The sequence below is a fragment of the Nocardia jinanensis genome, from assembly GCF_014645735.1.
In the GTDB taxonomy this organism is placed as follows: Bacteria; Actinomycetota; Actinomycetes; order Mycobacteriales; family Mycobacteriaceae; genus Nocardia; species Nocardia jinanensis.
Map to the genome: position 1 here is coordinate 283,925 of NZ_BMMH01000002.1, position 25,215 is coordinate 309,139.

A 25,215-nucleotide genomic window follows, 5' to 3' on the forward strand; every position below is an offset into this window, starting at 1 on the left:
GTGCGGTACCCATGGTTTGCCGAGCTCGGAGCCGCTCATGAACCCTGCCGACAGCGCCCCGGCCACCGCCCGCCGCTTCCACCGGCTCGATATCTCCGCACCAGCTTTCTGGGCTCGGGATTTCCGGTCCCGCGACGAGGTGTTCGCCCGATTGCGCGCCGAGCCCGGACTGACCTGGCACGCTCCCGCCCCAGCCTTGTTCCCGCACGAGGAGCCGGGGTTCTGGGCGGTGACCCGACATCGCGATATCGCCTACATCAGCCGTCACCCCGAGCTGTTCACATCGAGCCTCGGTATCAGCATGGACCCGATGCCGGTGGAGTTGCAGCGACCGACGAGCTTCTTCCTCACCATGGATCCGCCGCAGCACACCCGGTACCGGCGCCTCGTCAGTTCGGCATTCACTCCGAAACAGGTGCGGCGCATCGAGTCCCAGATCCGTGCGAACGCCGCCGAGATCGTGGACGAGTTCCTCGCCGACCTGGGAGCCGGACCGGTGGACCTGGTGGACAGTCTCTCCCGGAAACTTCCCATGCGCACTGTCTCGGACATGATCGGTATCGAGAGCGCCGATCGGGAGGCCGTCGCCTACGCCGCCGAGGCGATGTTCAGCTCCAGCGACGAGGAGTACGCGAGCCTCGAGGAGCGGGCTTCGTTCTTCATGACCCAGTTCGGCATCCTGCACGGCGCCGGTACCGAACTAGCGGCGCGCCGGCGCCGCGAACCGCGCGACGATCTCATGTCCGCGATCGTGGCCGCCGAGGTGGACGGTCACCGGCTCAGCGACGAAGAGATCGGTGCCTTCATGGTGTTGCTCGCCTCAGCGGGTAACGACACCACCAAACAGACCACCTCTCACGGATTCAAGGCGCTGGTGGATCATCCCGCGCAACGCGAATGGCTGCTCGAGGACTTCGACGGCCGGATCGGCGGCGCCGTCGAGGAATTCGTCCGCTGGGCGACGCCGGTGCTGCACTTCGCCCGGCACGCGGTGACCGATACCGAGGTCGCCGGAACTCCGGTACGCGCGGGCGAGAAACTCGTGCTGTTCTACTGTGCGGCCAACCGCGACGAGACCGCGCTCGACGCGCCACATATCTTCGACCTCACCCGCGCCCCGAACCCACACTCGGGTTTCGGGGGCGGGGGCGCGCACTTCTGCCTGGGCGCCTGGCTGGCCAGGATGCAGTTGCGGCTGCTGTTCCACGAACTGCTGACCCGTATGCCCGATGTGGTGCTCGGCGAACCGGAGTATGTGCACAGCGATTTCGTGCACGGCATCAAACGGATGCCGGTTCGCTCGGCCTGATCAGACCGCTGGTACCACCGCGCTACCCTGACCACCACCGGCGCACATGGCGGCCACACCGATACCGCCGCCACGGCGACGCAATTCGTAGAGCCGGGTCGTATCCGCCACTTCTCGACCGGACCGGTCGACAGCGTCCGGACACCGCCGGCCACCGCGACCCGTTCCATTCCGGAACCCACCTGCGCGGCCGAATGGCACACAATCCCGCCCACCGGACTCTTCCCCGGTGGGCCGCGCGGTAGAAGCCGAGGCCACGCGTCCGGGACCCCCGATAACCGTCGCACCGGTCCGCGGAGACGTACGCTGTTCCCGATCGTTTCACGCGAAGAGAGGAATTCCGATGAAAACCAGGCTCAACTGCCCGTGCGGCGAGCATCTCACCGGGGCGAACGAGGACGAACTGGTCGACATCGTGCGCAAACATCTCACCGAGAACCACCCCGGGCACGATTACAGCCGCGACGAGATCCTGTTCATCGCCTACTGACCCACCACACCGGCCCGTCCCGGGCCGGTGACCCGGGGCCGTTCGCGGCAACCGCGCGCCGAGTACGCCGGACGCACCGTGGTATATGGATCTGGGCGGCATCGCTCGCCAGGAAGGATCCATATGGACGACCACACACTCGCCGCGACACTGGCCGACGAAGCCGGCGAACTACTCCTCGGTATCCGGGAACTCGGCGGCGCGGTCGGCGACCGGAGGTCCGACAACTTCCTGCTCGGGCGGCTGGCCCGGGAACGCCGCGCCGATGCGGTGCTCTCGGAGGAATCTCCCGACGACGGCGACCGCGTCCGGCAGTCCCGGGTATGGATCGTCGACCCGCTCGACGGGACCCGGGAATACGGTGAACCGGCGCGCAAGGACTGGGCGGTTCATGTCGCGCTCACAGTCGACGGGATGCCCGCCGCGGGAGCGGTCGCCCTCCCTGCCGAGGGTGTGGTGCTCCACACCGGAGAGCCGCCGATACTCCCACCACCGCCACCGCCCGGAACTGTTCGGGTGGCACTGTCACGCAGCCGCCCGTCGTTCGAGGTCCGGCGCCTGGTGGCCCGGCTCGGGGCGACCGAGGTCCCGATGGGGTCGGCGGGAGCCAAGGCCATGGCGGTGGTCCGGGGGGTCGCCGATATCTATGCCCATTCGGGTGGGCAGTACGAATGGGATTCCTGCGCACCGGTCGCGGTGGCGGCCGCCGCCGGATTACACGTCTCCCGCCTCGACGGAAGTCCACTGATCTACAACCGGCCCGATCCCTATCTCCCCGACCTGCTGATCTGCCGGCCGGAGCTGGCCGAGATAGCGCTCGAGGCATTAGCGGATTAGCCCATGCGGATCATCCGCCCGGCTCGATCACCCGACCCCGCCGGCACGCACGGTACGCCGCGTACGTCCGGTGACAGCGGCGTGGGCGGCGAGGCCGTATCGCGGGCGCAGGTGCCGGCGGAAAGTGACGAAGGAAATACGATATAACACTTTCCGAGAACATCATTATCAGGCAACCTGGATACTGCCGCGAATCGACGCGCGACACCGCCTCGACAGTAAGGGAAGCCGATGAAATCCAAGGGTGCTTTGATCTGGGATTACGCGCAGCCGTGGTCGGTCGAGGAGATCGAGATCGGCGACCCCCAGTACGGCGAGGTGAAGGTCCGCGTGGAGACCGCCGGCCTCTGCCAGTTCGACCAGCGGCTGGCCAGCGGCGATGTACCCACCGCCGAGTTCCCGATCCTGGGCGGCCACGAGGGCGCCGGCGTGATCATCGAGGTCGGGGCCGGCGTGGACCAGCTACAGGTGGGCGATCATGTGGTGTTCTCCTTCATCCCGGCCTGCGGGATATGCCAATCCTGCCTATCAGGTCACCACAACCTGTGCGATCGAGGTCAGGACCTACTCACCCGGGGCGCGGTCTCCGACGGCACTTTCCGGATCCGCGCTCGTGATCGCAATGTCCACCCCACCTCGCTGATCGGCGCGTTCGCCCCCTACGCGGTGGTGCACAAGAGTTCGGTGGTCAAGATCGACCCGTCGATCCCCTTCGATATCGCCTGCCTCGCCAGTTGCAGTGTGACCACCGGATACGGGGCTGTGGTCAATACGGCGACCGTCCGGCCCGGCGAGGACGTCGCTGTCGTCGGAGTGGGCGCGGTCGGTAGTGCCGCGGTGCAGGCCGCGGTCATCTCCGGAGCCCGCCGGATCTTCGCGGTGGACCCGATCGAAGCCAAATGTACGCAGGCCGCGAAATTCGGCGCCACCCACACCTATTCCGATATCGACCGGGCCATCGGCGGTATCGAGGAGGTCACCGGGGGACAGATGTGCCGGACCGTGATCGTCGCGGTCGGCCGCTGCGACGGCCACGACCTCGCCAAATGGATGCGGATCACCGCGAAGGGCGGCAGCTGCGTTCTCGCCGCCACCGGCGATGCCGCTGAGACCAATCCGCGGATGAACTTGTCCGCGCTTACTTTTCAGCAGAAGAGCCTGTGCGGCACCCTGTTCGGTGGCGGTAACCCGCAGCTGCTCATTCCGGAGGTCCTCGCGCTCTATAAACTCGGCGATCTCGGCCTCGGCGATATGGTCACCCGCGAGTACTCCCTCGAGCAGATCAACGAGGGAGTCGCCGATATGCTCGAGGGCCGTAACATCCGCGGCGTCATCCGCTTCACCGACGCGGACCGCTGACGATCGCACGGGCCGGGTCAGAACACGACCCGGCTCACCGCCTCCGCGATCAGCGCCGGCTTCGACCCGCCTTCGATCTCCACGGTGTGCTGCACGACCAGCTGCAGCGCCCCGCCGGCGACCTCGTTCGCATCGGCCAGCACAGCCGTGGATCGCACCTTCGCGCCGACGGGGACCGGGCTCGGGAACCGGACCTTGTTGGATCCGTAGTTGATCCCCAGCTTGGCGTTGTCGAAGCCGAAGATCTGCGAGCCGAGCAACGGCAGCAGCGATAACGTCAGATAGCCGTGCGCGATGGGTCCGCCGAACGGGCTCTCCCGTTTCGCGCGTTCCGGGTCGACGTGGATCCACTGATGGTCTCCGGTGGCCTCGGCGAATTGATCGACCATCCGCTGGGTGACCTCCACCCAGTCGCTCGTACCCAGGGTCTCCCCTACCGCGGCGAGAACCTCATCCTTGCCGGCGAATATGCGCACAGTATGTCTCCTCCGGTCCGTGCCGCGCCGTCGCGACATCACCTACTCCCCTAATAGGTATTCCGCACTTCTGGCCCGAGTTCAACCCTTATTGAGACATTTTTACAATTCGTCGCAAATATGATCCGCGAGCACTCGATCACACCCGGCGGACGATAGGCGCCGCCAGCCACTCGATCGAGTAATCCGTACGACCGTTATGCTGCGGCAGATCGTCCCCGGCACGATCCGGCAATGACGCCGAGACGGCCGGAGGTCGTCCGGCGTCCACCCCGTCCGCGGCGGCGCAGCCCGCCGGAGTCCGTTCCACCCAGGAGATCCGACCTTGACCGTGCTCACCTTCTGCCTGGTCGTGGTCGCCGGATTCTTCGCCGGGCTGGTCGGCTACGTAACCGGTATCGCGTCGTTGATCTCGTATCCGGCCCTCCTCGCCGCCGGACTGTCCCCGGTCTCGGCGAACGTGACCAATACCGTCGCGATGGTCGCGGTCGGAGTCGGCGCCACCGCGAAGGCAGGGGCGGCGGTCAACGACGATTCCCGATCGCTGCTCCTGCACGCAGGTTGCGCCGCCCTCGGTGGGCTGGGCGGGGCGGCCCTGCTCCTGACCACCTCGGCGGAGGTCTTCGCCGCTGTTGTGCCCTTCCTGATCGCCGCGGCGTCGGCGAGTCTGCTACTACAGCCCAAACTGCGCGAACTCGCCGGGGGCAGAAGTTTCCCCCGGCTGTACCCGCTCGCCACCGCCGTCGTGGCCCTGTACGGCGGCTACTTCGGCGCCGGAGTCGGAGTCATGTTCCTGGCACTGATCCTCGTGTGCACCTCGGAGACGATCTGGCGGGCCAGTGTGCTCAAAAGCGTGCTGACCGGTGTCGCCAACCTCGTCGCGGCTGTCGGCTTCGCTGTGTTCGGACCGGTTCACTGGGTCGCCGCGCTGGCCATGGGGCTGGGCGCCTTCGCCGGCGGATGGTACGGGCCACCGCTGGTGGCCCGCCTGCCCCCGACCGCCATGCGCGTCGGGGTCGCGCTGTGCGGGTTCGGACTCGCCGGATATCTGGCGATCGGCTGACCTACCCGAACCTGATCTAGGCCGCGGGGTCGAGCACGACCTTGATCGCGCCGTCGTCCTTGGTCTGGAACATCCGATAGGCATCCGGCGCCGACGACAACGGCAACCGGTGGGTCGCGAACGAATCCACACCCAGTGGATCGCTGTCGTCCAGCAGCGGCATTATGTCGTCCGCCCACCGCTTCACATTCGCCTGACCCATCCGCAGCTGGATCTGCTTGTCGAACAGTATGCGCATCGGCAGCGGATCCATCATTCCGCCGTAGACACCGACGATCGAGAGGGTGCCGCCACGGCGGACGATATCGATCGCGGCGTTCAGCGCCGCGAGCCGGTCCACGCTCACCGTATCCATCGCGGGCCGCGCCACCCGGCTCGGCAGATACGAGGCCGCCCGCTGAGCCGAGGCCGCCACCGGCGATCCGTGTGCCTCCATACCCACTGCCTCGATGACCGCATCGGTGCCCCGGCCGTCGGTACGGTCCCGGATAGCATCGGCCAGGCCGTCACCGGCCACCCGCAGATCGATGGTCTCGATTCCGCGGGCGGCCACCCGATCGAGGCGTTCGGGAACCAGATCCACCCCGATCACCCGCGATCCGCGGTGGTGCGCGATACGGGCCGCCATATCTCCGATCGGTCCGAGACCGAGCACCGTCACCGATCCGCCGTCCGGAACCGCCGCGTACTCCACGGCCTGCCATGCGGTCGGCAGCACATCGGACAGGAACAGATACCGCGTATCGTCCGCGCCGGGGGGCACCGGGATATGCGTGAAATCGGCGTGCGGTACGCGCAGATATTCGGCCTGACCGCCCGGCACCTGCCCGTACAGCTTCGAATAACCGAACAGCGCCGCCCCACACCCCTGATCCCGGACCTGCGTCGTCTCACATTGCGTCATCAGGCCCTGCCGGCACATCCCACACCGGCCGCAGCTGATCTGGAACGGCACCACCACCCGGTCGCCCACCGCCAGGTCGCGCACCTCGGGCCCCACTTCTTCGACGATCCCGATCGGTTCGTGGCCGAGCACATCTCCCGGGGTCATATAGGCACCGAGCAACTCGTACAGATGCAGATCCGAACCACAGATCGCCGAGGAGGTCACGCGAACGACGGCGTCGCCCGGCTCCCGGATCTCCGGATCCGGAACCTCCTCGACCGATACATCCCGCTTGCCCTGCCAGGTCACCGCCTTCATACCGTCCACCTCCGGACTCGACTGCCACCGCCCCGGCAGATCAGCGAACGCCGCGTCGGCACGGCCACCGGGACCGATCTCTCAGCGGCTACCCGCAGCCCCAGGTGACAAACCGAACCGCCCTCGCACGCTGATCGGCGCGGCGCCCCGGGCAGCAGCGGCTCGGCCTGTTCCGGCGTGGCGGGCGTCCACTCCCGCGGCCGAATGTCCAACGGACACGGGAGGACCTTCGTCTGCACGTCGTACGCTTCCCGCGTGACCCCAACCCTCATCGGCTACGTTCGCATGCTGCAGCAGCACCAGTCCGGCGAGCACACCATCGTCGGCCTCGCCGAACTGTTCTCCGTCAGCCGGGCGATGGTCTACCGGGTCCTGGAACGCCGGAAGACCACGGTGTCCTCATCTACCCGGGCAGGGCAGTGACGTGCTGCCCTACACCTACCGGGTCATTAAGTACGACCCCGCCGACCGCGACGAGCACGGCAGCTATACCGGCGCCGAGGAACCGGTATAGCGACCACGGACCGGTCGAAGCCGCCTACCTGCAGGCGGTGGCCGCCTTCGCCGCAGACTCCGGCGTCCACCAGCTGACCATCAGGGAACCGCAGATCAGCGTCGGCGCCCACTTCGGCCTGGAGCCGACTATCGAAGGCCACGGTCTGGCCGGGCTCTTCCCGCCCGACCTCACCGGTTTCCACGACGGCGCGCAGGTGCCGGTGGCCATCGGCCTGGAACTGCTTCGAGGGAACGCGTCTCGCTGGCATCGCCTCACCAGCGACACTATGGATGCGGTACGTGCCGGACTCACCCCTCGTTCTCTACTCACCGTCTGGCCGGACCTGTCCACCGACGTCGTCGAGATCCTCGCCGCCCTCCCCGACGAAGGCTCGATCGAACTCGTCTGGGAGGACGAACGCGGACAGATCACCAGCACCATCGCCGACGAGACCCAGTTCGGTGAACTGGCAGCGCGGGTCGCCGGCGCACGTGCCGCAACCGCGCTTTCCCTGTACGTCGACGAACGCCACCCCCTGTTCACCGCCGTCCTGCCCGACAGCGATGGCATCCTGCGAGCCCGGTGGAGGACCGAACCGACCCCCAGCGATGACAACTGGGCGTTGTTGAAGACCCTGCACCGAGGCCAGATCATCAACGGCACCGTCAGCGCGATCACCGGCTTCGGGGTGACATTCGTCGACATCGGCAGCTTCACCGCGATGATCAACATTCCCGAACTGTCCTGGCGACCCGTCGACCACCCCTCGGCGATCCTCGCCGTCGGCGAGGAGATCACCGCGCAGATCCTCGACGTGGACATGGTGCGCGAACGCGTGACTCTGTCACTCGAGGCGCTGCAAGAGGATCCGATGCCGTAGATCGTGCAGCAGGTCGGCCAGATCGTCCGCGGCCGCGTCACCAAGCTTGTGCCGTTCGGCGCGTTCGTCCGTATCGAGGACCGCCGAGACGGCTTCGAAGGACTGGTGCACAACACCGAACTAGCCGCAGGACAGGTGGACAAGCCCGAAGACATCGTCCAGGTCGGCGACGATCTCCGCGTGAAGATCATCGACGTCGACCCGAAACGCCGCCGAATCACCCTGTCACGCAAACAGGCCATTGCCGCCGGCTGACGACAGCAACCTCCACTTCCGCCGCCTGTCGATCAGGACGGGCCGAGGAAAGTCTGCAACCGTTGGATCTCCGTGTCGAGGGCGACCGCGAAGGCACGGCTTTTCGGGGAACCGCCCACATAACCCACCTCGACCGGGCCGCCCGGTCCCGCACAATTGGCCCAGCCGATCACGCGATCGCGCCACAGCATGGGCATCGCGTAGTAGCCGCGGACCCGCTGGGCGACCGGGGTGTAGGCCTCGAAACGGTAGTCCCAGCCCCAGAGCAGGCCGAAACGTTTCCGATCCCAGACGAGGGGGTCGAACGGGGCCAGGAACCGGACCCGTGTCTGCGGCGGGCGATCGGTGGGGACCAGATCGGCCGGCCAGAGATAGCGCACGCCGTCGACGGTCTCGGCGGCCAGTTCACCTGTGGCGAGCAGCTCGCGGATCGTCGCCGAACCGGTCGCCCCGCCGATGGAACGGACGACACGGTTGACCGTCGCGGCGAGCGTCGATTCCGTTGCGGGGGCCAGGGTCCGAGCTACCCGCAGTGCCAGGGCGCGCCTGCGCTCATCGGGGCCCAGCACAACCTCCGGGAGGTTCGCGATCTCGTATCGCCTGATGCCGGAGACCCGGTCGGCCACCCGTAGCAATCCGTATCGATGCAGTTCCTCGAGTGCGACCGTGGTCGCCGAGGATGTTCCGCCCCACGCGTTGACCACACCGCGGTGCCCGAAATGCGCCTGCAGGTCGCGCGGATGCGCGATACCACGTTCGCGCACGAAGTCCAGCACCTCCGCGGAGCGCGTATCGTGCGGGAACTCGCCGTCGGTGCCGCGGGGGTGGTGGCGGGGATGCAGGTAGGGGCGCAGTCGGCTGACGGTGTAGCCGTAGGCGTAGAGGAGGTCCTCATCGATACCGAGTGCACGGTAATCGCGCTCGAGATCCCCGGCCCGGTATCCGCGGACCCGGTGCCGCAGGATGAGATCCTGCGCCCGGGCCGGCGATCGGATGGGGTCGGCCTGGACGAACTCCAGCTCGGCCAGGGCTTCGGCGAGCGAACCCGGGCTGCGTGGCAGTGCCCAGGCGACGGCGTTGGAGCGCAACCATGCCAGTGACATAGGGGCGAGGGTAACGGCGACCTCCGACACCGGATGCGCCGGCCGGGCGAGCGGGCCCGAAATCGCCTGTGATCAGCCAGGATTCAGCGCGATGTCCGGCCCGGACGGTGTAGGCGCCCCCACGGGCCGGTGCGCGTGGGGCCACCACCGAGACTGCCGGCCGCCGTCTCGGCGGCACCGGTGATGTTGCGGGTCATCCCACCGAATATCAGCGCGTGGAACGGTGCGATCGACTTCCAGTACAGATGTCCGGCCAGGCCGTGCGGCTCGAACACCGCGCGCTGCCGGTAGATCGCACCGGCGCCGTCGTTCCCGGGTCGCGCCTCCAGTTCGAGCCAGGCCCGTCCCGGAACCCGCATCTCCGCGCGCAGACGCAACAGGGCGGGCCGTTCGATCCGCTCCACCCGCCACCAGTCCAGCGCCTCACCCTCGTGTAGCCGGTGCGGATCACGGCGGCCCCGGCGCAGGCCGGCGCCGCCGGCGAGCCGGTCCAGCCAGCCGCGCAGCGACCATGCCAGCGGGAAGGAGTACCAGCCGTTCTCGCCGCCGATCGCCTCGATCACCGTCCACAACGCGGCCGGGTCGGCGGTGGTCGGACGTTCCCGCACGTCCTGGTAGAGGGATCCGCCCGACCATTCAGGGTCGGTGGGCAGGGGGTCGGCGGGTGCGGGTCCGGCATCCGACCATCGGGTGGGCACATCCAGATCCCGGATCCTGGTCAACGCCAACTCCACCGCGCGCCGGACCCCGGTGAGCCCTTCCCCGGGGTCGGGGATATGTGCGGCGATCTCGTGCTCACCACACACGACGTCGTTGACCAGCGACTCCATCAAGGGAACGGCAATCGCCCGGGGTACCGGAGTCACCAGATTCACCCACTGCGCCGACAGCCACGGTGTCAGTACCGGGACCGGCACGATCACCCGTCGCGGCAGACCGGCCACCTCCGCATACACCCGCATCATCTGCTCGTAGGTGAGAACGTCGGGTCCGCCGATATCGAAAGCACCGCGGACCGCGGGCGGCAGTTCCGCGGCGCGGGTCAGGTAGTACAGCACATCGCGGACGGCGATCGGCTGGATCCGGGCGCGCACCCAGCGCGGGGTCACCATCGCGGGTAATCGTTCGGTGAGATAGCGCAGCATCTCGAAACTCGCCGAACCCGATCCGATCACCACGGCCGCCTGGAACACCAGGGCGGGAACGGTACCGCCGAGCAGTATCCGGCCGACCTCCGCACGCGAGGACAGATGCCGGGACAGTTCCTGTCCGGCCGGCGCGATACCCCCGAGATAGACGATGCGGTCGAGCCCGGCCGACGCGGCCTCCCGGGCGACAATGGTCGCGGCGTCCCGGTCCACGGTGTCGAAATCCGAACGGGTCAGCGAATGCACCAGGTAGTACAGGACCTCTTGGTCCTGCAATGCCGCCCGGACCTCGTCGGCGACCGTCACATCGCCGCGTACTATCTCCACCCGGTCATGCCATGGTGTATCGGCGAGCTTGCCCGGTGTCCGCGCGAGGACCCGGACGGTGTGACCGGCCCGCAGGAGTTCCGGTACCAGGCGCCCGCCGAGATAACCGGTCGCCCCGAACACCACACAACGCATGGAACTCCTCGGTCGAGGTTGCTCGCGGTCTGGATCAGAATTGCCGCTGGGTACTCGGCGCCACCGCCGGTGATCCGGCACCGGCGCCGTGCCCCGCCGACTGTGCGGACCCTGTCCACCACACACCCTGCAGGCTAGTCCCCGGCACCCGCATCCCGGCGGCCCGACACCGCCGCACCGGCACACCGTCGCGCAGTCGATACGGACCCGGTGCGACGGGCCCGCAACAGCCGCCCGAGCGGCAGGAACACCCCGCGGTGGCGTTTGCTCGCGCCGGTGCCGGGTAGGCGCCCCCTATGGTCCCCTCTGCGCGAAGCATGCTGTCTCCTCGATTGTTGACCGCCCCCGTCGCCACTGTGACCACAGCTGTGCGCTCCGGAGCGAGCCGTGCCGTCGACACCGGAGCCCGGATGGTCGAGGCACCGTGGCGGGCCGCGGAGAAAGTGGCCACGACAGTCACATCGGGGCTGTCGACTTTCGACTCGGACCACTCGACCAGCCTGCGCGACGATCTGACCGCGCTGATCGATCCGCGCGACCGGCGCGCTCAACGCCGGATCGCGGTGACCGAGGATCTGGCGACGATCGAGGTACGCGGCCTGGACAACGGCCAGGGTTCAGCGGTGACCCGTTCGCTCGACCAGCATCTCGAACGGCTACGCGGGGTGGAATGGTGGCGGGTCAACGCGGTCACCGGGCGAATCGTCACCGCGCTGTCCAGCGGGGCGGATCTGGAGAAACTGCTGGCGGCCGTCGAAGAGGTCGAACACGAATCCGACGTCGACGATACCGGGTGGAGTCGCGCGGCCGAATTCCCGGCCGATCGGGAACCGGTGCTGGCGGCGGCGATCGAAGTGGCCGGCGATATCTGTGCGATCGCGGTCTCGGCCGCGGGCGCGGTACCGCCGCTTCGCGGCCTGATGCGCAGTGTGCGCGCGGTGGCGGCATTCACCGATGCGCAGCCCCGGCTGCGCGCACACCTGGAGGAACGTCTGGGTGGTGCCCGTGCCGACCTCCTGCTGGCCATCGCCAATGCCGCGGGCGCGGCTCTGGGTGAGGGCGCGGCCGGTGGCGTGACGAATCTGCTGGCCGACGCCGTCCAGCGCGGATTCGTCCTCACCGAAGCCCTGTCCCGGCGGGCGCAGTGGCAGGAATGGGAGACCGATATCGTCGACGCCGAGCATTTCGGGGTCGCCGATCCGCTGCCGCCGTACACCCGGCCCGCCGATCTGCCGCGCGGCCCGGTGGAACGAGTCGCCGACGAGATGGCGGCAGCGTCGCTGGCGGGCGCGGCGACCCTGGCCGGGCTGGGTCGCATCGGTGACGTCCCGGACGCGCTGATGCTCGGCGCCCCGAAGGCGGCGCGCGCCGGTCGTGAGGTCTTCGCCGCGACCGTATCGACAGCGCTGGCCGGCGCGGGTGTGCTCACCCTGCATCCGGCGGCGTGGCGGCGGCTGGACCGGCTCACCGCACTCGTTGTCGACGGCGAAGCGCTGGCCACGTCCGGGCGGGTCGTGCTCGAGGTGGAGACCACGGAGGCGGACTGGCAGGCCGCGCGGATCTGGAGTACTGCGCAACGGCTGCTCTGGGAGTCCGGCGACGGAACGGAACCGGGAGATTCGCTGCGGCTGGTGCACCCGAACTCCGGCGCGGCCGACCGGGGAGCCACCGCCCGCCCGGTCTGGCGCGAACTACGCGACGACGACCGGGTCCTGGGCCGGGTGCTGGTGGGGCGGGAACTCGATCCACGCGCCCACGATCTGCTCGGCACGGCACGGCGAGCGGGTCTGCGCATCGTATTGGCCGCGCATCGGGACGCGGGCGAACTACGCAGTCTCGCCGACGAATTCGTTTCGGCCCGGGGCTCGCTCAGCGACCGTGTCCACCGTCTCCAGGAACAGGGGCATGTGGTGGCGGTCCTCGCCACCCGCGCCCACAAGGCGCTCGACCACGCCGACGTGGCCGTGGGCATCGTCGGCTGCGAGGGCGGCGGGATCCACGTGCCCTGGTCGGCCGATCTGCTGTGTCGCGATCTCGGCCAGGTCCAGCGCATGCTCAGCGTGGTGGGGCCCGCCCGGCAGGTCAGTGAACGCGGCCGGACCCTCGCCCTCTCGGCGTGCAGTCTCACCGGCCTGCTGCTCGCGGCCGCACCCGCCGCTCGCTCGCGGACCGCGCCGATGATCGCCGCGAACTTCGCCGGTCTGTTCAACGGTGCGATGGCGGGGGCGCGCGCCGTCCGGGCGCAGCCGTCGGCCGGGCACGCACCCCTGCTGCCCTGGCACGCGCTGGAGCCGGACGAGGTTCTGACCCGGCTGCCCGAACCGGTGCCGCCGCAGGAACGGGAGACCGGCGAGCCGGTGTCACGCGGCGCGGTGGCGGCCCGGGTGACATCCCTGACCGATTTCCTCGGGCATATGCGCCGGGAACTGGCCGACCCGCTGACTCCGATCCTCGGTGTCGGAGCGGCGGCGACCGCGATTCTGGGCTCCCCCTCCGATGCGATATTGCTGTCCTCGGTGCTGGCGGTCAACGCGATGATCTCCGCACGGCAGCGTCAGGCCGCCGAGAACGAGCTGTTCGACCTCATCGAGGGTGAGCGGTTGTCCGGGTCGGTGATCGACCGCGCCGACGTCGATACCGACGCCCCTGCCGCTGCCGAGCTGCCCGCCGACAGTCTGCGGGTCGGAGATGTGCTCGTCGTGCGCGCGGGTGAGGTGGTGCCCGCCGATGCGCGCCTGTTGCGGGCCGACGATCTGGAGATGGACGAGTCCGGTCTCACCGGTGAGTCGGTGACGGTGCCCAAACAAGTGGAGGCCACCCCGGGCGCTTCCCTGGGCGACCGCGCCTGCCTGGTGTTCGAGGGTACGACTGTGGTGAGCGGGTCGGCGGTGGCCGTGGTCGTCGCGGTCGGCGCCGATACCCAGGCCGGGCGCGCGACCGCTGGCGCGGTACCGCCGGAGAAAGGCGGAGTGCAGGCACAGTTGCGGGCCCTGACCGATCGTGCGCTTCCACTCACCCTGACCGGCGGCGCGATCGTCACCGCGCTCGGTGCGCTGCGCGGCCGGACCCTGCGGGCGGCGATCGCCGACGGAGTGGGTGTCGCGGTGGCCGCGGTACCCGAGGGGCTGCCCCTGGTCGCCACAGTGGCGCAACTGGCCGCAGCGCGCCGGCTGTCCCGCTACGGCGTGCTGGTCCGCGCCAACCGCGCGGTCGAGGCCCTGGGCCGCGTGGACACCCTGTGCTTCGACAAGACCGGCACACTCACCGAGGGCCGGCTGCGGCTGACCGCGCTCGCCGATCTGGATGACCAGTGGGAACCCGGCATTACGAACGACGCCGCCCGGCGGCTGCTGCGGGCCGCGGCGCGCGCCTGCCCCGATCCGGACAACGGACCGGTCCTGCATGCCACGGACCGGGCAGTTCTCGACGCGGCCGCCGAGATCCTGGGTGCCGACGCGCACCGATGGGACCCGATCGACGAGATCCCGTTCGAATCGAACCGGGGCTACGCGGCAGCGTTCGGCCGCACCGCGCACAAACTACGCCTGGTGGTCAAGGGCGCACCCGAGGTGGTACTGCCGCGGTGCACACGGATCCGTGGCGGGTCCAGCGGTACCGCGGATCGATCGTTCACCGGCCGGCAGCGCGAGCGGGCCGACGCGATGGTCCACGAGCTCGCGGAACAAGGTCTGCGCGTGCTGGTGGTGGCTCGGCGCGACCTCGCCGATCCGCCCGACGATGTCGAGGACGTGGTGGAGGGTCTGACCCTGCTCGGGTTTCTGGGGATCGCCGATACGCCCCGGCCGCAGACGCCCTATCTGGTCCGTGCGCTGGAGGACAACGGAGTCGGGGTCCGGATGATCACCGGTGACCATCCGGTGACAGCGGCCGCCGTGGCCCGTCAGCTGGGCATCACGGTCGAGACCGTCACCACCGGCACCGATCTGGACGAACTCGACGACACTGCGCAAACCGAACTCATCGAACGCAGTACCGTTTTCGCCCGCGTCGACCCCGAACAGAAGGTGCGCATCGTGGCCGCGCTGCGGCGGACCGGGCACGTGGTGGGGATGACCGGCGACGGGAGCAATGACGCAGCGGCGATCCGTACCGCCGATATCGGGATCGGAATCGCGGCACACGGTTCGGCCGCCGCGCGCAATGCCGCCGATCTGGTACTCACCGAACCGGATCCGCGGGCGCTGCTGCACGCACTGGTCGAAGGCCGCAGTATGTGGCAGCGGGTCGCCGACGCGGTCGCTGTGCTGGTGGGCGGTAATGCGGGTGAAGTCGCGTTCACCCTGTTCGGCACCGCGGTCGGCGGGCGCGCCCCGCTCAGGACCCGCCAATTCCTGCTGGTGAACCTGTTGACCGATATGTTCCCCGCCCTGGCCCTGGCCCTGGCCGGTGATCAGGAGACGCCGGACCCACAGAACGATCCGAAGTGGGTCGAGCAGCGCGCCCGGCAGCTCGGCGATATCCCGCCGGCCCGCCTGGGCGCCGATCTGCTGCGCACCATCGGCGTTCGCGGGGTCGCCACGGCCACCGGCGCATCTGTGGCCTGGATGGCCGGCCGGTACACCGGCACCCAGCGCCGCGCCGACACCATCGGTCTGGTGGCACTGATCGGCACCCAGCTCGGTCAGACCCTCGTCGCGGGCTACCGCAGTCCCCTCGTCTGGCTCACCACCGCGGCCAGTGGCGCGGTGCTGGGCGTCGTGGTCATGACGCCCGGTCTGGGAACGTATTTCGGCTGCACTCCGCTGGGGCCGGTCGGCTGGACGATCGCGAACACCTCGGCGATGGCGGCGACCGCTGGAGCGACGGTGCTGCCGCGGCTGCTGCCCGGGGTGGAGCAGAACGGGCAAGCCACTGCGGATACGGTTTCCGGTGAGTCGGACGAGTCGCCGGACCGGCCGGGAACGCCGCAGTACGCCTGAGATTCCGGAACAACCGGTTTCGCGGAGTCCGGTCGCGTGCCGTGGCTGCTGTTCGACCCCGTGAACATCGATCACAATGGGTGCGTCCCCGGCACCACGACCCGCTGGCCCGGCTCACGCCCCGCGAGCGCGAGGTGCTCGAGTCGATGGCCCAGGGACTGACCAACCAGGCGATCGCGGCGGCGCTGACCGTCTCCGAGCGGGCCGTGGAGAAACATATCGGCAATATCTTCACCAAACTCGACCTGCCGCCGTCGGATACCCACCACCGGCGGGTATCGGCGGTGCTGCGGTTGAAGGGCTGATCCGGTCGGCGAGTCGTACCGGCCTGCCGGGTCCCGGTCCCGGCGCTTCGGTGCCTACCCGGAGACGGAGTAGGAACTCTCACGGAAGAGTCGTACCCACCGGGCCGGTTGGTTCCGATACCGAGATCGCCGGTGGGCCGGGGCCGGGCCCGAGCCCACCGGCGTGGACATTCAGCGAGCGACGATGCTCAACGGAGCTTGTCCTCGCGGTCCATTCCCTCGATCTCGATCCGCTCCTTACGGACCGTTTCGGTGATCGTCTGGTCCTCATCGACCTGATCGATGACCAGCCGGACCCGTTCGACCGGGACCATCTCCTTTTCGACGGTCACCCGGTCCTGGTGCAGTGTGACTTCCTGTTCCTGTTCGCCGAAGTCGGCGGGCAGGGCCGAGGTGTCGGCGATCGGCTCGCGCTCGATATGTACTTCCTCGTGGCTGGTCGGCACGGTGATCGTCTGTTCCTCGCTGACCACGTACTTGTGTAACCGTGCGTGCCCGGATACCTCCTGACGGGTGCCGATGTTGAGGCGTTCCTCCGACCGCACGAGGAAGTCCGGCCGGCGTGTCTCGGGCATATCGGGTGCGGTGGGTCTGGGGGCCGCCGTTCCGGTGACCCCCGCCGTGCCGGTGGTCCGGGCGTCACCGCGGGTGGGCGGCCCGGCGTGCCGGCCGTAGTCTTCCCAACCGGCCCTGTTGGGATCGACACCATAGTGGACGAACAGGTCGTTCTCGGAATCTTGGGTGATCAGGCCGTCGTGCGCCAGATGTGGCGCGGTTTTCACCGCCTCCTTGCGCACCCGCACCTGCAATTCGGCCGGATCCTGCCGCAACTGGGCGCCGGCGAGCGGCACGAGGGAGTCTTCGCTGAACAGACCCGTGCTGACCGATGCCCACGTCGGTGCGCCGGACGCGTTGTCGACGTAGACCCGTTTGACCTTCCCGATCTTGGCGCCGCCCTGGTCGTAGACTGCGTCGCCGATCAGGTCTTCCACATGTTGAGCCATGGCTTTCTTCCTCGATTCTCGTCCGTTACGTGGCCGGCGAACCGAGTTGCGCGGTCGCGACCGGCCCGGCCGGTCTCCGGCTCGTGGCCGGATACTGAGCGGACCTCGACCGACGACGTTGCCGCTCGGCGTGCTCGTCGCTCCCGGCGCTACGGATCGGTCGGGCGCGGCGCGCTGCACCTACCTGGTAGCGGGTCCGGCTTCCGCGCGGGGAATCCGGCAGCTACATACCGGCAAATACCCGGAGCGGGGTGGGTCAAACAGGCGCGCCGGAGGGTATCGCGAAAATACGCAGCTGAGGGTCCCGCGTCCCGACCGCCGCCCCCGTTCGAAGCCTTGGAAACTCGCGCGGACCCCGATGTCAGCAATACAACCGGACCGCTGCCCCGCGAATCGGCTCACCGACCGATATCGCGGGCCAATAAGTCGGCTGTCGTCTCCCGGCGGACCAGTTCACGCGCGCATCCGTCCCGGACGGCGACGACCGGGGGCCGGCCGACACAGTTGTAGGAGGCCGAGAGACTGTGGTGGTAGGCGCCCGTACACGGCACCGCCAGCACGTCACCGGGATGGAGGTCCGCCGGTAACCGCACGTCACGGGCCAGCACGTCACCCGATTCGCAGTACCGCCCCGCCACGGTCGCGGTCATCCATGGCCCGTGCGGGCGGCGGTTGGCCACCACCGGCTCGTATTGCGCGCCGTACAGCGCCACCCGCAGGTTGTCGTTCATCCCGCCGTCGACGGTGACGTAGGTGGTGCCGCCCGCGATCTGTTTGATCGACATGACCCGATACACCGTGACTCCGGCCCGCGCGACAACGGCCCGTCCGGGCTCCATCGCGATCGCCGGACGGGGGAACCGGTGCCGGGCGCAGGCAGCGTCGAGCGCGTCCTCGACGATATCGGCGAGTTCGGTCAGGTTCAGTTCGGCGTCCCCGGGACGATAGGCGACCGCGTGACCGCCACCCAGGTCCAACTCGGTGAGCAGGTGATGATGTTCGCGCCGGATCCAGGCCATCTCCCCGACCAGCCGCCGGATCGCCTCCCCGTAGTGATCCGGGTCGTGGATCTGGGAACCGAGGTGGCAGTGCAATCCCACCAGTTCGAGATCGGGCCGGGCCAGCACCCTGCGTACCGCTTCGGCCGCAGTCTCGCTGCCGATCGGAAAGCCGAATTTCTGATCCAGGACGCCGGTACGCACCGCGGGATGCCCGTGCACATCGATACCGGGTGAAAGGCGCAGCAGTACCGGTTGCGGTCGCGACGGCGACGCGGCGAGCAGCGCGATATCGGTGAGCGAGTCCAGCACGATCCGGCCGGCCCCGGCGCGGACGGCGGCCGTCAGTTCATCGCAGGATCTTCCGGCTCCGTGCATGATCAGCCGCTTCGGGTCCACTCCGGCGGACAACGCCACCTCGAGCTCGCCGCCGGAGCAGACATCGATCGACAGGCCCTCGGCGATCACCCAGTCCGCGACGGCCCGGATCATCAGTGCTTTACCAGCGTAGTAGACGCGGGCTTGCGGGAAGGTCTTGCGGTAGGCCCGGCAGCGGGCCCGGATCTCGGCTTCGTCCAGCACGTAGGTGGGTGTCCCGAAACGGTCGGCGATATCGGTGAGCGCCACCCCGCCGAGGGTGATCCGTCCCGCACCGTCGTACTCGGTGCCGCGCGGCCAGATCGCCGGGCTCAGCCTGGGCAGCATCGCCGGTTGCAGCGACGGGATCATATCGAGCAGTGTCACGATGCGCTCCTGGTGTGCCCCCGCCGTTCGGTATGCGGGGCCGATATCAGGACTACTCGTCCGCGGGTCCACCGGAGCCTGTCTTGACGTCTCCTTGACCGCCCTCGCGCCGTTCCTGACCCGACATTGACCTCGCGCGTGCGACGGCCGCCGGCCGGCGCGGCATACTCGTCAGGTGAGCTCCCCCGCTACCAGCAAGCCCGCTATTCTGAGCGTCGACGACGATCCGGGCGTATCCCGGGCCGTGGTCCGCGATCTGCGCCGCCGTTACGGCGCCGACTACCGGATCCTGCGTGCCGAATCCGGGCCGCAGGCGCTCGAGGCGCTGCGCGAGCTGAAATTGCGCGGTCAGCCCGTCGCGGTGCTCATCGCCGATTTCCGGATGCCGGGTATGGACGGTATCGAGTTCCTCGAACAGGCGATGGATCTGGAGCCCTACGCCCGGCGGGTACTGCTCACCGCCTACGCCGACACCAATGCCGCCATCGATGCGATCAATGTCGTCGATCTGGATCACTACCTGCTCAAACCGTGGGATCCGCCGGAGGAGAAGCTCTACCCGGTGCTGGACACCCTGCTCGATGCCTGGCGCAGCAGCGAACACCGGCCGGTACACGGGACCAAGGTCATCGGCAACCGGTGGTCGCCCCGGTCGTCGCAGGTCAGGGAATTCCTGGCCAGGAACCAGCTGCCCTACCGCTGGTTCCTGGCCGAAGAGCCCGAAGGCGCGCGTCTGCTCGAGGCCGCCGGAGCCGATCCGCGCCGCTGCCCGGTGGTGATCACCCAGGGCGGGCAGGCTCTGGTCCAGCCCAGTGACGGCGAGCTGGCCGAGAGCGTGGGCCTGAGTACCGAACCGTCCGGCGATTTCTACGATCTCATCGTGGTAGGCGGCGGTCCGGCGGGGCTGGGCGCCGCGGTCTACGGGGCCTCCGAGGGACTGCGGACCGTGCTGGTCGAACGCACGGCCACCGGCGGGCAAGCGGGCCAGAGCTCGCGGATCGAGAACTATCTGGGATTCCCGGACGGACTCTCCGGCGCCCAGCTCGCCGACCGCGCGCGCCGTCAGGCGGCCAAGTTCGGGGCGGAGGTGGTCACCACCCGCGAGGTCGTGGGGCTGGAGGTGAACGGTTCGGCCCGCACTGTGCGGTTCGCCGACGGCGGGGCGCTGTCGGGTCATACGGTCATCATCGCGACAGGCGTGGACTACCGGCGCCATCCCGCCACCGGCGTCGACGAGTACACCGGACGCGGGGTCTACTACGGCTCGGCCATGACCGAGGCGGCCGAATGCGCCGGTCACGACGTCTATATCGTCGGCGGTGCGAACTCGGCCGGGCAGGCGGCGATGTTCCTGTCCCGCAACGCGCGCATGGTCCACCTGGTGGTGCGTGGTGACGCGCTGGAGAAATCCATGTCGCACTACCTGATCCAGCAGATCGCCCAGGTCCCCAATATCCGGGTACACACCGAGACCGAGGTGGTCGCGGTGGACGGCGAGGACCATCTGCACACACTGGTGCTGCGGAACAGCCGGACCGGGACCGAGGAGAAGGCGCCCACCGAACGGCTGTTCCTCTTCATCGGTGCCGCCCCGCAGACCGACTGGCTCGACGGTGTGGTGAACCGCGATACCGCGGGGTATGTGCTGGCGGGTCCGGATCTGCTGATCGACGGTGACCGGCCCGCGGGCTGGGAACTGTCACGGCCACCGCACCATCTGGAAACCAGTGTGCCGGGGGTCTTCGTGGCCGGAGACGTCCACGCCGAATCCGCCAAGCGGGTGGCCTCGGCCGTGGGGGAGGGCGCCATGGCCGTCATGCTCGTGCACCGCTACCTGGCATAGAGAGGCCGAACGATGAGTATCTGTGATCCCGGCGAACTGCATTCGCTGTTCCTGTTCGAGAAACTCGACGACGAGCAGCTCGACTGGCTCTGCGCCGACGGGCGCATCGAGACCATCGAACCGGGTCCGGTGTACCACGAGGGCGATCCGGCGACCTGCTTCTACGTTCTGATCGACGGCGAGGTCCGGCTCACCAAACTGTCCGGCGGCCGGGAGATCGAGATGGTGCTCACCGATCATCGTGGTTCCTATGCCGGCGCGTGGACGGCATATCTGGGTGAACGGGCCGAAACCCATTACAGCTCTTCACTGTATGTGACTCGGCCGTCCCGGTTCTTCGTACTGGACGCGCAGATCTTCGCCCGGATGATGCACAGCTGGTTCCCGATGGCCGTCCACCTGCTCGAAGGCGCGTTCTTCGGCAACCGCAACACCAATGCGCGCATCGCGCAGCGGGAACGGCTGCTCGCGCTCGGCTCGCTGTCGGCAGGCCTGACCCACGAACTGAACAACCCGGCCGCGGCCGCGGTCCGGGCGACCTCGGGGCTGCGCGACCGGATCGCGGGGATGCGACACAAACTGGCCATGATGGCACAGGGCAAGTTCGACACCGCGGTACTGGAAACGCTGGTCCGGTTGCAGGAGGAAGCGGCGGCCCAAGTCGCCAAGGCACCGGAGCTGTCGCCGCTCGAGGCCGCCGACCGGGAGGATCTGCTCGGCGACTGGCTCGAGGACCGCGGGATCCGCGACGGCTGGGAACTGGCGCCGAACTACGTACAGGCCGGTTTCGATACCGCGTGGCTCGAACGAGTGGCCGCCACGCTCGAGGGCTGCTCGCCCCAAGTTCTCGAGGGGGCGTTCCGCTGGTTGAACTACACCATCGAAACCGAACTGCTCATGAACGAGATCGCCGATTCCACCACTCGTATCTCGACTCTGGTGGACGCGGCCAAGCAGTACTCCCAGATGGACAGGGCGCCGTTCCAGGTGGTCGACCTGCACGAACTCATCGACAGCACACTGGTGATGCTCAGCCGCAAGATCGGTGACTCGATCGAGGTGGTGAAGAACTACGACCGTACGCTGCCGCAGGTCCCCTGCTACGCCGCCGAACTCAATCAGGTGTGGACGAATCTGATCGACAACGCGGTGTACGCGATGGAGGGCAGCGGCACGCTCACCCTGAGTACCCGGCTGGAGAACGACTGCGCCGTGGTGGTGATCGGCGATACCGGTCCCGGGATCCCGGCCGAGGTGCAGAGCCGTATCTTCGAACCGTTCTTCACCACCAAACCCGTCGGCGAGGGCACCGGACTGGGTCTGGACATCTCGTTCCGCATCGTCGTCGACAAGCACGGCGGGGATATCCGGGTCGACTCCCGGCCCGGCGATACTCGTTTCACGGTGTGGCTCCCGCTCACCCGCCCCGAGGACGAACCCGCCGAAGCCGGTGCGGTGGAAGCGACGTAGCCGCCGCGAAGAGCGCGGCCGCCCGGAGCCATGGCCGATGCGGGCGAGCGTGCGGCACCGGCTGCCGCGCCGCGGGCGGGTCGTTACGCTGACGCCATGTTGGTGGGGCGCGAGGACGAGCGCACCGAAATGGACGGATTGCTCGCGGACGCGCGGAAGGGGCGCAGCCGCGCGCTGGTGCTCCGCGGTGAGGCCGGTATCGGAAAGTCGGCGCTGCTCGACCACGCGATCACCACCGCCGCCGATATGCGGGTTATCCGGGGCGTGGGTATCGAATCCGAGGCAGAGCTGGCGTTCGGGGGGTTGCACCTGCTCCTGCACCCGTTCGTGGACCGGCTGGCGGGGCTGCCGCCGCCCCAGGCCCGGGCACTGCGCGCGGCCCTCGGCCATACCGAGGACGCCGACGCCAACCGATTCCTGGTCGGTGCGGCGACTCTGACATTGCTGGCCGAACTCGCGGCCGAGGCGCCGACTCTGCTGGTGGTCGACGATGCGCAATGGCTCGATCAGAGTTCGTCGGACGCCCTGCTGTTCGCCGCGCGGCGCTTCCACGCCGATCCGATAGCGGTACTGCTCGCGGTACGCGATTCATCCGTTCCGTTCCACACGCCGGGGATCGACACCCTGCCCTTGTCCGGTCTCCCGCCCGCGGTGGCCGCGGAGCTGCTCGACCGTCGCGCCCCGGGCCTCACCGTTCCCGGGCGGGACAGGGTGCTCGCGGAATCGGCGGGTAACCCACTCGCGCTGCTGGAGCTCGGTTCGGCGCGGCACGCCGCCGAACGCAGCGGCCGGACCGAACCCGGCCACGAGGTGGGCCCGCTGCCGGTGACCCGGCGGGTACAGGAGACCTTCCGGGCACAGATCGCGGGCCTGCCCGCCGATACCCGTATGCTGCTGACCGTCGCGGCCGCCGATACCGGAGCCGGACTCGAGACGATCCTGCGCGTCGGATCCGAATTCGGGCTGGCCGCTGCCGATCTCGAACCGGCCGAACGGTTCGAGCTGATCGCGCTATCCACCGAGCGGCTGTCGTTCCGGCATCCGCTGATCCGCGCGGCCGCCTACCAGCGCGCACCCCACCACCTGCGCACCGCCATCCATCTCGCGTTCGCCCGGGCCCTGACGGCGACCGTGGATGCCGACCGTCGCGCCTGGCATCTGGCGGCGGGCACCAGCGATCCGGACGAGCGAGTGGCCGCCGAACTCGAACGCACGGCCCACCGCGCCGCGCACCGCGGCGGTGCCATGGCCGTGGCCGCGGCCTACGACCGAGCCGGACGGCTCAGTACGAACCCCGAGCACAAGGCGCGACGATTCCTGGCCGCCGCCCGGGCCGCCTATGACGCCGGGAAACCGGACCGCGCGACCAGGCTCGCCGCCGAGGCCGCCGCGCTCACCGGCGACCGCGGCATCGCCGCCGACGCGATACATATCCGGGCTCAGGTGGAATACGAGCGTACTTCCCCGGCCACCGACTGCGAACTCGCGCTCGAGGCGGCGGCACTGGTCGCCGAAGAAGATCCCGGGCGCGCGGTCTCCATTCTCGCCGAGGCCGTGTGCGCCGGGCGCGACGCGGCCGACGCCGGACTACTCGCCCGCTCGGCGGAACTGTCGCGGGCGCTGTGCCCACCGGCCGATTCCGGGCTGATCCCGCAGATCGACGCCCAGGCCGCCTGGGCCGATTTTCTCGGTGGCCGGCCCCGGCTCGCCGTCGCGGCGATGGCGCGGCAACTGCGCCGCGCACACGACGAAGAGACGGACTACCTCTACGAGATCGTCGCGGCGTTCAGCGGTCTGATGCTCGCCGAGGACGAAACGGTCCTCGTGCTCATGGACAGAGCGCTGGCCCGGGCCCGCGCCACCGGGTCACTGCAGTGGATTCCCTACACCGCCGAGGTGATCGCGGTCGCGCAACTGTTCCGCGGGCGGTTCCACCGCGCGCGGACCGCGCTGGCCGAGGGGCTGACGATCGGTACCGAACTCGGGATGACCACCGAAGTCGCCGCGCTACAGGCGATCGAGGTGTGGTTGACGGCGGTCGCCGGCGACCTTGCCGACGCGCGCGACCTCGCGGAACGGGTGCTACCCGGGCTGTCCACCGGGCACCGGACCCATGCGGCGCTCACCACCTGGGGTCTGGCCAGCGGGGAGCTGGCCGCGGGACGATTCGATACCGCGCTCCCGCTGCTCGACGAGGTCTGCAGCGGCCCGGCCGCCCACGATTTCCTCGTCCGGGCCGTCCCCGACCATATCGAGGCGGCCGTCCGGTCGGGTCGGGAGCGGCTCGCCCACGACCATCTGGAATCGCTCGGGAAATGGGCCGCGGCGGTGCCGAGTCCGCTGGCTCAGGCCCTGTACCAGCGCTGTTGTGCGATGCTGGCCGACACCGGCGACGCCGAGACCCACTATGTCGCCGCGATCCGGTGGCATCGGGAACACGACGGACCGTTCGACCTCGCCCGGACCCGCCTGCTGTTCGGAGAATGGCTGCGCCGCAAGCGGCGCCGCGCCGAGGCACGCACCCAACTGGTGGCCGCCGTGGAAACTTTCGATCAACTCGGCGCGCCGATCTGGGCGGAGCGCGTCAGCGCCGAGCTCGCGGCACTCGGCGAACAGGCCGTGACCCGGTATCGCGACCCACTGGCCGCACTGACGCCCCAGGAGACCCAGGTGGTGCGGTTGGCGGCGGCCGGCTACAGCAACAAGGAGATCGGGGCGCAGTTGTTCCTCAGTCCCCGCACCATCGGTCATCACCTGTACAAGGCCTACCCGAAACTCGGTGTCGCCCGCCGGACCGAGCTCGCACAGCTGGATCTCTAGATGAGTGAT

18 protein-coding genes and 1 pseudogene are annotated in these 25,215 nt (G+C 68.9%); 13 read left to right on the forward strand and 6 right to left on the reverse strand.

Translation table 11 applies throughout. From position 1 onward, the window contains the following. Positions 1-37 precede the first annotated feature (37 nt). The 4 genes from IEY68_RS05775 to IEY68_RS05795 all read left to right on the forward strand — a co-directional run bounded on the left by IEY68_RS05775 (position 38) and on the right by IEY68_RS05795 (position 3,995). Positions 38-1,309 (forward strand): cytochrome P450, encoded by a 1,272-nt coding sequence (locus tag IEY68_RS05775; RefSeq protein WP_062997114.1) that lies wholly within the window; start codon positions 38-40, stop codon positions 1,307-1,309. 343 nt (positions 1,310-1,652) lie between these two features. Next, positions 1,653-1,799 carry a DUF1059 domain-containing protein gene (locus IEY68_RS05785; RefSeq protein ID WP_063916227.1) on the forward strand — a complete coding sequence of 49 codons (147 nt, stop codon included), beginning with the start codon at positions 1,653-1,655 and terminating at the stop codon, positions 1,797-1,799. Positions 1,800-1,922: 123 nt separating this feature from the next. Next, positions 1,923-2,636, forward strand: a complete 714-nt coding sequence (locus tag IEY68_RS05790) for a 3'(2'),5'-bisphosphate nucleotidase CysQ (RefSeq protein ID WP_062997112.1) — start codon at positions 1,923-1,925, stop codon at positions 2,634-2,636. Positions 2,637-2,867: 231 nt separating this feature from the next. Beyond that, on the forward strand, positions 2,868-3,995 hold the full coding sequence (locus IEY68_RS05795) for an NDMA-dependent alcohol dehydrogenase (protein ID WP_062997110.1): 1,128 nt from the start codon (positions 2,868-2,870) through the stop codon (positions 3,993-3,995). A 17-nt stretch (positions 3,996-4,012) separates the two neighbouring features. On the opposite strand, the gene IEY68_RS05800 is transcribed toward IEY68_RS05795, so the two are convergent. After that, positions 4,013-4,471 (reverse strand): MaoC family dehydratase, encoded by a 459-nt coding sequence (locus IEY68_RS05800; protein ID WP_229718631.1) that lies wholly within the window; start codon positions 4,469-4,471, stop codon positions 4,013-4,015. A 325-nt stretch (positions 4,472-4,796) separates the two neighbouring features. Here IEY68_RS05800 and IEY68_RS05805 point away from each other — a divergent pair, with 325 nt between their 5' ends. Beyond that, positions 4,797-5,534, forward strand: coding sequence for a sulfite exporter TauE/SafE family protein (locus tag IEY68_RS05805; RefSeq protein ID WP_062997106.1), 738 nt, complete (start codon positions 4,797-4,799; stop codon positions 5,532-5,534). Between the two features lie 16 nt (positions 5,535-5,550). Here IEY68_RS05805 and IEY68_RS05810 read toward each other — a convergent pair whose 3' ends face one another. Then, the gene (locus IEY68_RS05810) at positions 5,551-6,738 is read right to left on the reverse strand and encodes an alcohol dehydrogenase catalytic domain-containing protein (protein ID WP_062997260.1); all 1,188 of its coding nucleotides are present in this window, start codon (positions 6,736-6,738) and stop codon (positions 5,551-5,553) included. A gap of 255 nt (positions 6,739-6,993) precedes the next feature. Between IEY68_RS05810 and IEY68_RS05815 the strand changes: the two genes are divergently transcribed. The 3 genes from IEY68_RS05815 (at position 6,994) to IEY68_RS35980 (ending at position 8,369) form a co-directional block, all read left to right on the forward strand. After that, positions 6,994-7,161: a helix-turn-helix domain-containing protein gene (locus IEY68_RS05815; protein ID WP_189094072.1), complete on the forward strand. Its 168-nt coding sequence runs from the start codon at positions 6,994-6,996 to the stop codon at positions 7,159-7,161. Positions 7,162-7,289: 128 nt separating this feature from the next. Next, a complete protein-coding gene (locus IEY68_RS05820; RefSeq protein WP_229718632.1) occupies positions 7,290-8,114 on the forward strand; it encodes a S1 RNA-binding domain-containing protein in 825 nt (274 codons plus the stop codon). A 3-nt stretch (positions 8,115-8,117) separates the two neighbouring features. Next, positions 8,118-8,369 carry a S1 RNA-binding domain-containing protein gene (locus IEY68_RS35980; protein ID WP_229718633.1) on the forward strand — a complete coding sequence of 84 codons (252 nt, stop codon included), beginning with the start codon at positions 8,118-8,120 and terminating at the stop codon, positions 8,367-8,369. A 32-nt stretch (positions 8,370-8,401) separates the two neighbouring features. Here the strand turns inward: IEY68_RS35980 and IEY68_RS05825 are convergent, their stop codons facing one another. Together IEY68_RS05825 and IEY68_RS05830 are read right to left on the reverse strand one after the other, a co-directional pair. Next, positions 8,402-9,472, reverse strand: coding sequence for a DNA glycosylase AlkZ-like family protein (locus tag IEY68_RS05825; RefSeq protein ID WP_062997102.1), 1,071 nt, complete (start codon positions 9,470-9,472; stop codon positions 8,402-8,404). A gap of 83 nt (positions 9,473-9,555) precedes the next feature. Further along, entirely contained in the window at positions 9,556-11,082 is a 1,527-nt protein-coding gene (locus IEY68_RS05830; RefSeq protein ID WP_189094073.1) for an SDR family oxidoreductase, read from the reverse strand. Positions 11,083-11,417: 335 nt separating this feature from the next. Here IEY68_RS05830 and IEY68_RS05835 point away from each other — a divergent pair, with 335 nt between their 5' ends. Together IEY68_RS05835 and IEY68_RS05840 are read left to right on the forward strand one after the other, a co-directional pair. Then, entirely contained in the window at positions 11,418-16,022 is a 4,605-nt protein-coding gene (locus IEY68_RS05835) for a cation-translocating P-type ATPase (protein WP_189094074.1), read from the forward strand. 98 nt (positions 16,023-16,120) lie between these two features. Continuing rightward, positions 16,121-16,327, forward strand: a pseudogene (locus IEY68_RS05840) (response regulator transcription factor); the annotation flags it as partial. 188 nt (positions 16,328-16,515) lie between these two features. Here the strand turns inward: IEY68_RS05840 and IEY68_RS05845 are convergent. Both IEY68_RS05845 and lysA read right to left on the reverse strand, forming a co-directional pair. Beyond that, a complete protein-coding gene (locus IEY68_RS05845) occupies positions 16,516-17,331 on the reverse strand; it encodes a DUF2382 domain-containing protein (protein ID WP_062997096.1) in 816 nt (271 codons plus the stop codon). Between the two features lie 398 nt (positions 17,332-17,729). Next, positions 17,730-19,073 carry a diaminopimelate decarboxylase gene (gene lysA, locus IEY68_RS05850; RefSeq protein ID WP_062997094.1) on the reverse strand — a complete coding sequence of 448 codons (1,344 nt, stop codon included), beginning with the start codon at positions 19,071-19,073 and terminating at the stop codon, positions 17,730-17,732. 175 nt (positions 19,074-19,248) lie between these two features. Between lysA and IEY68_RS05855 the strand changes: the two genes are divergently transcribed. From IEY68_RS05855 to IEY68_RS05865, 3 genes are all read left to right on the forward strand, one after another. After that, on the forward strand, positions 19,249-20,916 hold the full coding sequence (locus IEY68_RS05855; RefSeq protein WP_062997092.1) for an NAD(P)/FAD-dependent oxidoreductase: 1,668 nt from the start codon (positions 19,249-19,251) through the stop codon (positions 20,914-20,916). A gap of 12 nt (positions 20,917-20,928) precedes the next feature. Continuing rightward, positions 20,929-22,386 carry an ATP-binding protein gene (locus tag IEY68_RS05860; RefSeq protein ID WP_062997090.1) on the forward strand — a complete coding sequence of 486 codons (1,458 nt, stop codon included), beginning with the start codon at positions 20,929-20,931 and terminating at the stop codon, positions 22,384-22,386. A 96-nt stretch (positions 22,387-22,482) separates the two neighbouring features. Then, a complete protein-coding gene (locus IEY68_RS05865) occupies positions 22,483-25,206 on the forward strand; it encodes an ATP-binding protein (protein ID WP_062997258.1) in 2,724 nt (907 codons plus the stop codon). The last annotated feature ends 9 nt before the right edge of the window (positions 25,207-25,215 follow it).